We start from the raw sequence: 12,753 nt of genomic DNA, 5'->3' as shown, positions 1-12,753 counted from the left end.
CGAAAGGCCCTCCTCTATGACCCTCGACCAGTTGTTTGGCCTCGCTGGCCGCACCGCCCTCGTCACCGGAGCAACGCGTGGGATCGGCGAGGCGATGGCCCAGGCGCTCGATGCCGCCGGCGCCCGGGTGATCCTTGCCGGCCGCGACCGGCAACGCCTCGACCAGGTGGCCTCGACCCTCCAACACGACCCCGTCGTTTTCACCGCCGATCTGCAGGACCCCGACGGGCCGAGGAGCCTCGCGCGCGAAGCCCTGGGCTCTGCCGACGCGGTCGACATCCTCATCAACAACGCGGGCGGATCCTGGAACCAGGCACTCAGTGACGTGGACGACGAGAGCTGGGCCCGCACGATCCAGACCAACCTCACCGCTGCCTTCGCGCTCACGCGCGAACTGGCTCCGACGATGGCCGAGCGTGGCTGGGGTCGGGTGGTGAACGTGGCCAGCGTCATAGGCCTGGTAGGCGACACCCACTCCAGTGCCTATGCGGCCAGCAAGGGTGGAATGATCGCCATGACCCGCTCATTGGCCGCTGAGCTCGGCCGCCGGGGGGTCACGGTCAACACCCTGTGCCCGGGATGGGTGGAGACCGACCTCGTCAGCGACCTGCACTCCGACGAGCGGTTCCAGCAGCGCGTCGTGCGGCGTACCCCAGTCCGGCGCTGGGGGGTGCCCGCCGACATGGCCGCCGCCGCGGTCTTCCTGTCCGGCCCCGGATCGGCGTTCATGACCGGACAGACCGTCGTAGTCGACGGCGGCCTCTCAGCGACCTGGTGAGGCAGACCACCCCCTAAACGCCGGAAGGGCTCAGCGGCCCACTGCTTGCTCTCCTCCGCCGTACTGCTGAGGAGCACCGTCTTGAGCACCTTGCCAGTGACGGTGCGGGGCAACTCCGCCACGAACTCGATGCGGGTGGGGCACTTGACGTGGGCGAGCCGGTCCCGGGTGTACGCGATGAGCTCCTCGGCAGTCGCCTCGGCGCCCTCCTGGAGCTTCACCGTGGCCACTGGCGTCTCGCCTCGTTCGACTCCAAGGAGGCCCCCTTCTTCCGGCGGGCGAGGCGTGCGCCCGCATCGAGGCCGCGAACCGGTCCCTTCTGCGGGCCGTGACCCGGCCTCCCGGATCCTGCGTGCTGGACTCCCAGAAGGTGGATCGGCGCGACCTGTCCTGCTTGATGTACACCTCCGGAGCCGCAGAACGATCCAAGGGAGCGATGCTGACCCACGACAACCACCGTGGAACGTCGTGTACGTCCTGCTGCCCGCGTTCGACCCGGTCCAGACGCCGGACGCGATGTTACGGATGCCCGGGAGGGACTTTCGTGGGCTGCGACTGGAGATCCGCGAGTCCTTCCTCCGGCGCGCCATGGTGGAGTCCTACGCCCACCTGTGGCAGGACCCGGTCGAGGGGTTGGACGAGGCGGGGGTCGTCGACGTCCTTACTCGGTTGTGAGCCGGGCGACCGGCCTGGCGCCGCGAGCCTGGCCAGGCGGAGACCGAGCGGGCACGGCGGCCACCGAGGCGCTCCACGAGTAAGCGGCGCACAGTGCCCAGTCAGCGCTGCTCCCAGCGCCACGGAGTCTCGCGACTCCGCGCCACCCGTCCCCTGCTCTCCAGCAGGACCAGGTGCGCCAGGGTCTCCGCGATGGCCGCTCGGCGCATGAACCCGGAGATCTCTGGCCAGGGGCGCGACCAGGTCAGCGACGCGGTGAGCTCCCAGGTCGTCGGTGCCGTGGTGAGGGCGGCGTGAATCTCCTCCAGCCGTGCGTCGTGGTGGCCCAGCAGCGCCGACACGCGCGCCGCGAGGCCGGCGAAGCGGTACTCGTGCGCGGGCAGCACCTCGTCCAACTCGTGGTCCAGTCCGCCGACGCGTGCCAGGGAGTCGACGAAGTCGGCAAGCGGGTTGCCGCTCGACTGCGCGTGCACCCCGATGTTGGGCGTGATGCGAGGAAGGACGTGGTCCCCGGAGAAGAGGACGCGACGCTGGTGCTCGTGGAAGCACAGGTGGCCGGGCGAGTGGCCGGGCGTGTGGACAGCTCGCAGATCCCAGCCGGGCAACGGCAGCCGGTCGCCGTCTCGGATGAGGCGGTCGGGCTCGGTCTGGCGGACGTAGGCCGCGATCGGCAGAGAAGCGCGCGACAGGGTCTGCAACTCGTCGTCGGGTATCCCGCACTTCCGCAACAGCCTGGCCATGTCGTCGAGCAGGTCGGTCATCCCCGCCCCGTACCGGGCGGGAAGCAGGGCCGCGTCGTCGGGGTGGAGTCCCACCCAGGCACCCGATGCCTCGCGGATCCGCCCAGCCAGGCCGTAGTGGTCGGGATGGATGTGCGTCACCATCACGCCGCGGACGTCGCCGATGGCGTGCCCGGCCGTCGCCAACCCGTCAGTCAAGGCCTGCCACGCCTCATCGGTGTCCCACCCGGCGTCGATGAGCGCCAGCCCGTCGTCCAACTCGAGTGAGTAGACCAGGACGTAGCGCAGCGGGTTGTCTGGAATGGGGACGGGGATCGACCACAGCCCGGGCTGCACCTGTTCCACCGGGGGCAGTAGCTTCTCCGCCCACGCCCGCTTCTGCTCGGTGCCGGTGACCCGAAACGGGCGGGCCGTCTCGGCGTTCACAGACCGATCCTCTTGCTGATGACTTCGTTCATGATCTCGTTCGTCCCACCGCCGATGCCCAGGATCCGCGCGTCCCGGTAGTGCCGCTCGACCTCGGACTCGCGCATGTAGCCCATGCCGCCGAAGATCTGCACGGCCTCGTTCACCACGAAGTCGCACGCGTAGACGGCCGTGTTCTTCGCCATCGACACCTCGGTGACGACATCCTCGCCGGCGAGGTACCGCTGCGCGACCGCCCGGGTGTAGCACCGCGCGACGTCGACCTGGCGGGCCATCTCGGCGAGCTTGTGCCGGATGACCTGGCGCGAGGACAGCGGCCGCCCGAACGTCTCCCGGTCGCGCGCCCACCCGACCGCCAGATCCAAGGCTCGGGCCGCGGTGGCGTAGGCCTGGACGGCGAGGCCGATCCGCTCGTTCTGGAACTGTTGCATGATCTGCACGAAGCCGGAGTTCTCCGCGCCCACGAGGTTCGCGGCCGGGACCCGGACGTCCGCGAAGGACAGTTCGGCGGTGTCGCTGCAGCGCCAGCCCATCTTGTCCAGCCGGCGGGACACGGTGAACCCGGGCGTGGCCTTGTCGATGACCAGCAGGGAGACCCCGGAGTGGCTGGGTCCGCCGGTGCGCACCGCGGCGGTGACGAAGTCGGCGCGGACGCCGCTGGTGATGAAGGTCTTCGCACCGTTGACGACGTACTCGTCTGCGTCGAGGACCGCCCGGGTGCGGATGTTGGCGACGTCGGAACCCCCGCCCGGCTCGGACACCGCCAGCGATCCGATCAGCTCCCCGGCAAGCGTGGGGCGGACATAGCGCTCGACCAACTCGGGGCCGCCGTTGGCGGCGATGTGCGGAAGCGCGATGCCCTGGGTGAACAGCGAGGCACACACACCGGTGGATCCGCCGCCGTTCAGGATCTCCTCGGTGATGATCGCGGAGTCGATTGCGTCGCCGCCGCTGCCGCCGACCTCCTCGGCGAACCCGACGCCGAGGAGACCGACGTCGGCGGTCTTACGGTGCAGATCGCGCGGCAGCTCGCCGGACTGTTCCCACTCGTCCATGTGCGGTGCGATCTCCCGGGCGACGAAGTCGCGCGCCAGCCGTCGCAGTGCCACCCTCTCGGGTGTGCGCCACGGGTCGCCGGTGGGTCTGGTGATATCGGCCTGCGTCACAGTCGTCCTCCTCCGCTCGGTGCGTCCGCCGCAGTGAGCCAAGCCGGCGGGCGCTTGTCCAACCGTGCGGCGATGCCCTCCCTCGCCTCGTCCGACGCGAACCTCTCGGCGGAGAGCGCAGCCATCCGCCGGAAGTCCTCCTGCAGGTCCGGGCCGGGGAGGTCTCGCAGCAACTGCTCGGTGATGGCCAGTGCCTGGGGGGCACCCTTGCTCAGCTGCCCGGCCAGCGTGTCGACCGTCAGGTCCAGCTCGTCGTCGTGGACCGCGCGATCCAGGAGGCCGACGTCGCGGGCACGCAGCCCGTCGAAGTTCTCTCCGGTCAGGAACAGCTCTCGGGCGGCGCGGCGGTCCATCCGGCGCAGGCAGGCTACGGCGATGACGGCCGGGGCGACGCCGATGCGGACCTCGCTGAACATGAACGTCGCGCCGGCCAGTCCGACCGTGAGGTCACACGCCGCGATCAGGCCCATCCCGCCCGCGCGCGCAGCTCCGTTGACCCGCGCGACGACAGGCGCGGGGCCCTCGTAGATCAGCGTCAGGATGTCCGGCAGGCCGACCGCCGATGGCGCCGCGCCCGTCCGCTGCTCCTTGAGGTCGGCACCGGAGCAGAACACGGTGCCGGTTGCCGTCAGCACGACCACTCGCGTCCGTTCGTCGACGGTGACGAGCGCCAAGGCCGCGTGCAGCTGTTCGACCAGGGCGCGTGACAGAGCGTTGCGATTGTGCGGGGAGTCCATGGTCACCTCCGCGACCGGCCCGTGGTGGCGGACACGGACCAGCTCCTCATCAGCCACGGAAACGCTCCCTCAGCTCGTGCTTCTGGATCTTGCCGGTCGCCGTCTTGGGCAAGCCGGTCAGGACCTCGATGCGCTTCGGGACCTGGAAGCCCGCCAGTTGCTTGCGGCACAACGCTGTCAACCGATTTGAGAGAGCGCTCGGGTCGACGGCGGGGTCGACGGCGACGACGACCGCTGTCACGGCCTCGCCCCATCTGTCGTCGGGTACGCCGATGACTGCGACCTCGGTGATCTCCGGGGAGCTGAGCAGCACCCGCTCCACCTCGACGGAGGAGACGTTCTCCCCGCCGGTCTTCACGATGTCCTTGAGCCGGTCGGAGAACCAGACCACCCCCTCCTCGTCGAGGTGCCCGATGTCGCCGCTGTGGAACCAGGCGTGGGCGAAGGCAGCGGTGTTCGCTTCGGGGTTGTTCCAGTAGCCGCTCATCACGTGTGGACCGCGGTAGACGATCTCCCCGGTCTCTCCCCGAGGCAGCAGGTCCCCACCCGGTCCCATCATCCGGGTGTCGACGGTCACGACCGAGGGACCCCACGAGGAGCTCTTGGTGTCCTGGTGCGCCGGCCACTGAAGCACCGTGGCCGGCACGCACTCCGTCTGCCCCGAGCCGAGCAGTACGTCGGCTTTGGGGAAGGCGGCGGCTATCTGACCGATCCGCTCCTGCGGCATCGGAGCCATGGCGTACATGCACAGCCGCACCGAGGACAGGTCTCGCTCGTCGAGCCTCGGTGTGGCCAGCACCGCGGCCCACATCATGGGCAGCAGCAGCAGGTGCGTGGCCCGGCTGCCCTCCACGATGTCCAGGTAGGCCTCAGGCTGAAAGCCAGGGGGCAGGATCGCGGTGCCGCCGGTGAGCAGCACAGGCAGCAGCAGCGTGTCCAGTGCCGTGGTGTGGAACAGCGGCAGCACGATCGGGGCCACGGAGAACTCGTGCCCGTGCCGGTGCCCCACCTGCAGCGCGCTGCTGAGTGCCGCCACGTGAACGGCGAGGTGGCTGGTCAGTACGCCCTTGGGACGGGCCGTCGTGCCCGAGGTGTAGAGGCAGTGCAAGGTGTCGCGGTCCTCGACCACCACCTGCAACGGGGTCGGGTCCGCGGCCACATCGTCCCAGCGCAACACGGTGCGCCCGGCCACCGAGTCCGACGTGTCCCCGGTGACGACCACGGTGGTGACCTGCGGCAGATCGGGGAGTATCTGTTCGAGGAGCGGAACGAATGCTGGGTCGGCGACCACAGCACGCACTCCTGCGTCGGCCAGGATCCACGCCACCTCGTCCGGCGGCAGCATCAGATTGACGGGCAGGGCGACGAGTGCGGACTTGGCACACCCGAAGAACGTGGCAACGAACCGCCACGAGTTGCCCAGAAGGAAGGCCACGGGCTCCTGGCGCTCGAGGCCGGTCTCGAGCATGCCCCGCCCGAAGGCCTCGGCGGCGGCATCGAGACGTGCATAGGTGATCTCCTCGCCGTCCTGCACGATGGCGGTGCGGTCGGGGAACTGGAATGCCGAGCGCGTGAGCATGTCGCCCACCGACAGTCTGGTCGCCAGGTTGAACGCGAGGGGATCGACCCCAGACAGATCAGGACGCATCGCTGTTCCCTTCCTCGGTGTCGGCGACGACGGCGAGCGTCGCGCCTGTCTCTACCTGCGCGCCGACGTGAACGTGCAGGGCCTGCACCACTCCGGCGACGGGCGCCACCACGGGGTGCTCCATCTTCATGGCCTCCAGGACCAGCACCAGCTGCCCGGCGTTGATTCGCTCGCCCTCGGTCACGGCCACCCGGCTTACTGTGCCCGGCATCGCAGCGGTGAGCGACCCGGGAGCCACCTTCGCCGTGGGTTCGGGGAAACGCGGCTGCTCGACCAGCGTCGTCGAGCCGTCCGGTCCGTCGACGAACGAACGGTCACCCTCGACGTGCACCTCGTACGTGGCGCGCAGCCCGTCGGCCTCGACCTCCAGTCTGACCCGGCCCGGCCGCAGGACGTCGGTGCCGAGCACCGTCAGCGGCACCGACGCCGCATCCAGGTCGGCGGTGATCCCGCTCCGGTCAAAGCTGTAGCGCACCGTGCCGGCGTCGAAGACCGTCGTGTGCGGCGCTGTCGGGTTGTTGCGCCAGCCCGATGGCAGGCCTGCGAGCGCCGGCGCGGCACTTCGCCGTAGAACGGCGCCGGCCAGCGCCGCCACGACGGCATGCCGGCGACGTCCCTCGTCATCGACCAGCGGTGCGGCGAGCACGTCGAGGCCGTGCCGATCCAGAAACCCGGTGTCGGTCTCGCCAGCGAGGAACGCCTCGCTGCGCAGGACGCGGACGAGGAGGTCACGGTTGGTCGTCAGTCCGTGAAGCCGTGCGCGTTGGAGTGCGCCCGCCAACGCCAGCGCTGCCGAGGTCCGGTCCGGCGCCCAGGCGATCAACTTGGCGAGCATCGGGTCGTAGTGCACCCCGACCTCGACGCCCGAAGCGACGCCGCTGTCCAGCCGAACTCCCGGTCCGGTCGGCAGCCGGAACTCGGTATCGGCGGGGACGTGGAAATCCTCGAGCCGCCCCGACTGGGGCAGCCAGTTGCGGGACGGGTCCTCGGCGTAGAGCCGTACCTCGATCGCGCAGCCGGTCAAGGTGGGCGTCAGTGCCTCCGCGGGCAGCGGGCGGCCCGCCGCGACGTCGAACTGCAACCGAACCAGGTCCAGCCCGGTGACGGCCTCGGTAACGGGGTGCTCCACCTGCAGACGGGTGTTGACCTCGAGGAAAAAGAAGTCGCCCCCGTCGTCGAGCAGGAACTCGACCGTGCCCGCACCGACGTAGTCGATGGCGCGCGCGGCGGCGACGGCCGCCTTCTGCAGCCGCTCACGCAGGTCCGGGTCGACCGCGGGGGACGGTGCCTCCTCGACCACCTTCTGGTGGCGGCGCTGGATGGAGCACTCGCGCTCGAAGAGCGCCACCGTGTGCCCGTGGCTGTCGCCGAAGATCTGAACCTCGACGTGCCGCGGCCGTTCGACCAGGCGCTCCAGGAACACGGTGCCGTTACCGAACGCGGACGCTGCCTCACGGCCGGCACCCGCGACAGCATCCGCGAGGTCGCTCGGGTCGCGTACCTCCCGCATGCCGCGACCGCCGCCACCGAAGGATGCCTTGACCAGGAGCGGGTAGCCGATGTCGGCAGCTGCCTTCTCCAGCTCCACCCCCACGAGGCCGGTGGCGTCCACGCTGGGCAGGGTCGGCACCCCGGCCCGCTGCATGAGCTCCTTGGCGGCAAGCTTGCTGCCCATGGCGTCGATGGCCTCGACGCTGGGGCCCACGAAGACCAGTCCCGCCGCCTGCACCGCCCGGGCGAAATCTGCGTTCTCGGACAGGAACCCGTAGCCCGGGTGGACGCAGTCCGCGCCGGCTCTCACCGCCGCGGCCACCACCAGGTCGGCATCCAGATAGGTCTCGGACGGGGTGTTGCCCGGTAGCCGGACGGCTACGTCGGCGTCGGCGACGTAGGGGGCGTCGGCGTCGGCGTCGGAGTACACCGCGACAGTGCGCAGCCCCATGGCCCGGGCGGTGGCGAACACTCGGCGGGCGATCTCGCCGCGGTTGGCCACCAGGACGCTTCTCAGTGTGCGTTGGTCGGTCACAGGCGGAACACCCCCCATCCGTCGTGCAGTCCACTGACAGGTGCGTTGTGAATCACCGACAGCGCCAGCCCGAGGACCGTGCGGGTGTCGCGCGGGTCGATGATCCCGTCGTCGTAGACCCGGCCGGAGAGGAAGAGCGCTACCGACTCGGCCTCGATCTGCTGCTCCACCGCGGCCCGCATCGCAGCCGCGGCCTCCTCGTCGTAGTCGCGGCCACGGGCCTGCGCGCTGGCTCTCCCGACGATATCGAGCACCCCTGCCAGCTGCGCCGCCCCCATCACCGCGCTCTTGGCATTGGGCCAGGCGAACAGGAAACGAGGATCGTAGGACCGCCCGCACATGCCGTAGTTCCCGGCGCCGTACGAGGCGCCGATGTTCATCGTCAGGTGCGGCACCGTGCTGTTGGAGACAGCGTTGATCATCTGCGAGCCGGCCTTGATGATGCCGTTCTGCTCGTACTCGGTGCCGACCATGTAGCCGGTCGTGTTCTGCAGGAACAGCAGCGGAGTGTCAACCTGGTTGGCCAGCTGGATGAACTGCGCGGCCTTCTGCGCGTCCTCCCGGAACAACACGCCACGGGCGTTGGCCAGCACGCCGATCGGATAGCCGTGGATGCTTGCCCACCCGGTGACCAACGACGTGCCGTAGAGCGGCTTATGCTCGTCGAAGCGGCTGCCATCGACCATCCGGGCCAACACGTCGCGGGGGTCCAGAGGCTGGCGCAGGTCCGCGGGGGCGAGGTCGAGCAGCTCCTCCGGGTCGCACATCGGTGGGTCGGCCGGCTGGGACGGGCCGGGCCCGGCCTTGCGCCAGTTGAGACTGCGTACGATCTGCCGCCCGAGCCGGATCGCGTCGAGCTCGTCGACGGCCAGGCGGTCGGCACTGCCGGAGGTGCGGGCGTGCATCGACGCTCCGCCGAGGGACTCGTCCTCGGCCTCCTCCCCGGTGGCCATCTTCACCAGCGGCGGCCCGGCGAGGAACACCTTGCTGCGGCCCTCGATCATCACGACATGGTCGCTCATGCCGGGCACGTAGGCGCCGCCGGCGGTGCTGTTGCCGAAGACCAGGGCGACGGTAGGAATGCCCTGCGAGGACAGTCGGGTCAGGTTGCGGAACGCGCGCCCGCCGGGGATGAAGATCTCCGACTGGGTGGGCAGGTCCGCCCCCCCGGACTCGACCAGGCTGATGAACGGCAGCCGGTTGGTCTCGGCGATCTCGTGCGCGCGCTGGGTCTTGCGGAAGGTGTAGGGGTTGCTCGTTCCTCCCCGCACCGTCGCGTCGTTTGCCGAGATCATCACTTCGACGCCTTCGACGACACCGATGCCGGTCACGACGCTCGCCCCCACGGGGAAGTCGGTGCCCCACGCCGCGTACGGCGACAGCTCGAGGAACGGGCTGTCCCGGTCCAGCAGCAGCTCGATGCGTTCGCGGACGGTGAGCTTGCCACGGGCCCGGTGGCGGGCCACGGCACTCTCGCCGCCCCCCAGGTTGGCCTGTGCGCGCAGCTCGCCCAGTTCGGCGAGGCGATCGAGGAGCGCGGTACGGTTCTCCGAGGCGCGGTCGGCGAGGATGGTCACGTTCTTGCTTCCGGTAGCAGGGACATCGGGACATCGACCAAGCGAGAACGTAGCCACTCCCCCACGGCCTTGGCCTGGGGATCGAACCGAGTGCTGGCGGCCACGCCCTCGCCGAGCAGGCCAGGCAGCTGGAAGATCAGCGCGCGGAACCCGGGCAGCCGTTCACGGGTCACCGGCAGGCCGGAGGCCTCGGGCAGCAGCTCACGCAGCCGCTCAGCGGTGAGGAAACTCGACAGCCAGGCGTAGCCCTCGTCGCTGCGGGCGTAGACGCCGAGGGTCGCGGCACCGCCCTTGTCGCCACTGCGGGCGCCGACGACGCACCCCAGCGGGACGCGCCGCGTGGGTCCAGCGGCCTCCGGGCCACCGCTGTGGCCCGCCGGCTCCACAGGCCCCGGCGACTCACCCTCCGGCGTCCTGCGCGGCTGCGGCCGCGTCGAAGGGACCCTCTCCGTGCCGCCGTCAGGCAGGCCGACCACGTGAGCGACGTCATCGACCCGCACCCATGCGGGCGCGTAGACGCCGTAGGCCGACGGGCTGGGCGGGGCGCCCGCGGCGAAGAAGCCTGGGACGGTGGCCAGGGCCAACTCGATCACGGGCACGGTGAACTCCTTGCCCACCTTGTTGCGGTCGGGGTCCTTCACGGTTACCTGCAGCACGGCGCTGGCCTCTTCCTCGGCCTCGGCGTCCGGGGAGTCCGTGCGCGCCAGGGTCACCCGCGCCTCGGCCACCTCCGCCAGCACGGGCGCCAACTGTCGACGCAGCAGATCGGCCTTGCGGTCGACGTCCAGCCCGGCCAGCGGCAGGGTCATGGCGTTGCGGAAGCCACCGAGACGGTTCGTCGCCACCTTCAGCCACTCTCCTGGCCGCAGGCCGCGTGCCCCGGTGACCTCGACGCGGTCGCGCGCGACCTGGCGCAACCGCAGGCCGTCGAACCGGGTGACGACGTCAGGTCCACCGTAGCGGCTGCCGGTGAGTTCGTAGAGCAGCTGCTCGGTGACCGTCTCGACGGTCACCGCTCCGCCGGTGCCGGGGTGCTTGCAGATGACCGCCGTGCCGTCCGCGGCGATCTCGGCGAGTGGGAAACCAATGTGGTCCAGGCAGCCGGGGTCAGCATCGAGCAGCTCGGCGAAGAAGCTGAAGTTTCCACCGGTCGCCTGCGTGCCGCATTCGAGCACGTGTCCGGCAACAGTGGCGCCGGCCAGCGCGTCAAGGTCGTCGGCGCTCCAGCCATGGTGCCAGGCGGCCGGGCCGACGACGAGGCTGGCATCGGTGATGCGTCCGGTGACGACGACGTCGGCACCGGCCTCCAATGCTCGCACGACTCCCCAGCAGCCGAGGTAGGCGTTGGCGGTCAGTACGTCAGGGAACTCCCCGTTCACCGGCACCAGGTCGCCGTCCGCCGGTGGCCGCTCGCCGACCCGCAGGCGGCCGGCAGAGCCCAGCTGGGCGAGCCGGGGCATCAGGTCGTCACCGCTGACGGTGGCGACCCGGACCGGGACCCCCAGCCGCGCGCCGAGCTCACCGACCGCGCCGGCCAAGCCCCGCGGGTTGAGCCCGCCGGCGTTGCTGACGATCCGCACCCCGCGGCTGAGTGCGTCAGCGAGGCAGTCCTCCAGCTGGGTCAGGAAGGACCGGGCATAGCCCGCGGCCGGGTCGGTGGAACGTTGGCGGCCGAGGATCAACATGGTGAGCTCGGCGAGGTAGTCACCGGTGAGGACGTCGACGTCCCCGCCGTCGAGCATTTCGCGCATCGCCGACATGCGATCGCCGTAGAAGCCGGAGACGTTGGCCACCCGCAGCGGCGTGCTCACCGCAGCGGCTCCCGCCCGGCCCCGGAGGGGTCTGCGAAGGCCTGAATGATCCCGGCACACTGCCAAGCCGCCGCCACACGCGTGGTAATCACCGAATCGTGTCGGCGCCGCCGTGGGGGGACCAGGAAGTACGAATCTTGCGGCGCACCACTGATGAGGTCCGCCGCCGCAATAAACGGGTCCCATGTCCAGGTCGGACCGCAGGGGCCGAGCAGTAACAGCCGCACCGGCGCTTCCGGCATCCCCCGCCGCCCCCATCCCTTGGGTAAGTTGTCGACCATGCAGTTGGGAAAAGCAGGCTAGTACCGATCGCCATGCGTGTCAACGCTCAAGATCAAGGTGCTGGTGGTTGTACCGACGAACCGACAGATGCAGTAGCCGAACGAAATTCGTGGCCGAGAAGCTCTTTCCCGGCCACGGTTCCCGCGGAACCCGTGAGCAGGTTCGATCAGCCAGGACCTGTGCCGGGACGCGGCCGGGGTAAGTGGTGACGGGTCAGGAACCCTGCCATGGGTCTCGATCCGAGCTGCCACGGGCCCTACCCCCGGATCTTGGACACGGGGTGTGATTACGCAGCGGTTGGCAGCGTAGCGGCCCGGCGGGCCTCGTAGGTGGACGGGGACAGGTAGCCGCACCAGGTGTGACGGCGCCGGGTGTTGTAGCGGACGAGCCACTTGAAGACCTGCCGGCGACAGGTCGGCTCGTCGCTCCAGCAGGCGGCGTCTTGGAGGACCTCGCGCTTCATCGTGGCGTTGAACGACTCCGCCAACGCGTTGTCGGCCGACGAGCCGACGGCGCCCATCGACTGGGTGACGCCGAGTCTCTTGCAGAGCTTGGCGTAGTCCTTCGAGCAGTAGACCGACCCGTGGTCGCTGTGGAAGATCGCGCCCTTGAGGCTGCCGCGGATCGCGGCAGCGGCCTTCAGCGCGTCCTCGACGAGCTCGGTGCGCATGTGGTCGGCGACCGCCCAGCCGGCGAGCCGACGTGAGTAGCAGTCGATGACGGTCGCCAGGTACAGGTTCGTCCCGTCGGCCAACGGCAGGTAGGTGATGTCCTATGCCGACCTCCGGACTATGCCGACGTTCGTCGTGACGGGCTGTGGTGGTGGGGCGTTCGGCGCGGGATGGTCGGCATAGTCAGAGGGCTGCGAGCCAGGCGAGGATGTCGGG

9 protein-coding genes and 2 pseudogenes are annotated in these 12,753 nt (G+C 70.1%); 2 read left to right on the top strand and 9 right to left on the bottom strand.

Features of this window, described 5'->3' with window-relative positions; genetic code table 11:
• Positions 1 to 16: 16 nt before the first annotated feature.
• On the top strand, positions 17 to 778 hold the full coding sequence (locus AC57BS_RS01845) for an SDR family NAD(P)-dependent oxidoreductase (RefSeq protein WP_496409801.1): 762 nt from the start codon (positions 17 to 19) through the stop codon (positions 776 to 778).
• A gap of 101 nt (positions 779 to 879) precedes the next feature.
• Here the strand turns inward: AC57BS_RS01845 and AC57BS_RS01840 are convergent.
• Positions 880 to 1,125 (bottom strand): annotated as a pseudogene (locus AC57BS_RS01840) (AMP-binding enzyme); the annotation flags it as partial.
• A gap of 121 nt (positions 1,126 to 1,246) precedes the next feature.
• On the opposite strand from AC57BS_RS01840, the gene AC57BS_RS01835 reads away from it, so the two are divergent.
• Complete coding sequence (locus tag AC57BS_RS01835) at positions 1,247 to 1,453, top strand: hypothetical protein (RefSeq protein WP_496409800.1); 207 nt, start codon at positions 1,247 to 1,249, stop codon at positions 1,451 to 1,453.
• Between the two features lie 101 nt (positions 1,454 to 1,554).
• On the opposite strand, the gene AC57BS_RS01830 is transcribed toward AC57BS_RS01835, so the two are convergent.
• The 8 genes and pseudogenes from AC57BS_RS01830 to AC57BS_RS01795 all read right to left on the bottom strand — a co-directional run.
• Positions 1,555 to 2,619, bottom strand: coding sequence for an MBL fold metallo-hydrolase (locus AC57BS_RS01830; protein WP_496409799.1), 1,065 nt, complete (start codon positions 2,617 to 2,619; stop codon positions 1,555 to 1,557).
• A complete protein-coding gene (locus tag AC57BS_RS01825) occupies positions 2,616 to 3,785 on the bottom strand; it encodes an acyl-CoA dehydrogenase family protein (protein ID WP_496409798.1) in 1,170 nt (389 codons plus the stop codon). Before AC57BS_RS01825 ends, AC57BS_RS01830 begins: the two co-directional genes overlap by 4 nt.
• Positions 3,782 to 4,579: an enoyl-CoA hydratase-related protein gene (locus tag AC57BS_RS01820; protein ID WP_496409797.1), complete on the bottom strand. Its 798-nt coding sequence runs from the start codon at positions 4,577 to 4,579 to the stop codon at positions 3,782 to 3,784. The genes AC57BS_RS01825 and AC57BS_RS01820 overlap by 4 nt, the downstream gene beginning before the upstream one ends.
• The gene (locus AC57BS_RS01815) at positions 4,572 to 6,170 is read right to left on the bottom strand and encodes a class I adenylate-forming enzyme family protein (RefSeq protein ID WP_496409796.1); all 1,599 of its coding nucleotides are present in this window, start codon (positions 6,168 to 6,170) and stop codon (positions 4,572 to 4,574) included. The genes AC57BS_RS01820 and AC57BS_RS01815 overlap by 8 nt, the downstream gene beginning before the upstream one ends.
• Positions 6,160 to 8,214: an acetyl-CoA carboxylase biotin carboxylase subunit gene (locus AC57BS_RS01810; protein ID WP_496409795.1), complete on the bottom strand. Its 2,055-nt coding sequence runs from the start codon at positions 8,212 to 8,214 to the stop codon at positions 6,160 to 6,162. Before AC57BS_RS01810 ends, AC57BS_RS01815 begins: the two co-directional genes overlap by 11 nt.
• Positions 8,193 to 9,773 carry an acyl-CoA carboxylase subunit beta gene (locus AC57BS_RS01805; protein WP_496409794.1) on the bottom strand — a complete coding sequence of 527 codons (1,581 nt, stop codon included), beginning with the start codon at positions 9,771 to 9,773 and terminating at the stop codon, positions 8,193 to 8,195. Before AC57BS_RS01805 ends, AC57BS_RS01810 begins: the two co-directional genes overlap by 22 nt.
• Positions 9,770 to 11,584, bottom strand: a complete 1,815-nt coding sequence (locus AC57BS_RS01800) for an acyclic terpene utilization AtuA family protein (protein ID WP_496409793.1) — start codon at positions 11,582 to 11,584, stop codon at positions 9,770 to 9,772. Before AC57BS_RS01800 ends, AC57BS_RS01805 begins: the two co-directional genes overlap by 4 nt.
• A 568-nt stretch (positions 11,585 to 12,152) precedes the next feature.
• A pseudogene (locus tag AC57BS_RS01795) lies at positions 12,153 to 12,638 on the bottom strand (IS3 family transposase); the annotation flags it as partial.
• Positions 12,639 to 12,753: the final 115 nt, after the last annotated feature.

The sequence above is a fragment of the Nocardioides sp. BGA-UO-ETr-FS32 genome, assembly GCF_059567905.1.
Note: the sequence above shows the minus strand (reverse complement) of the source record. Positions and strands in the feature narration are given on the sequence as shown.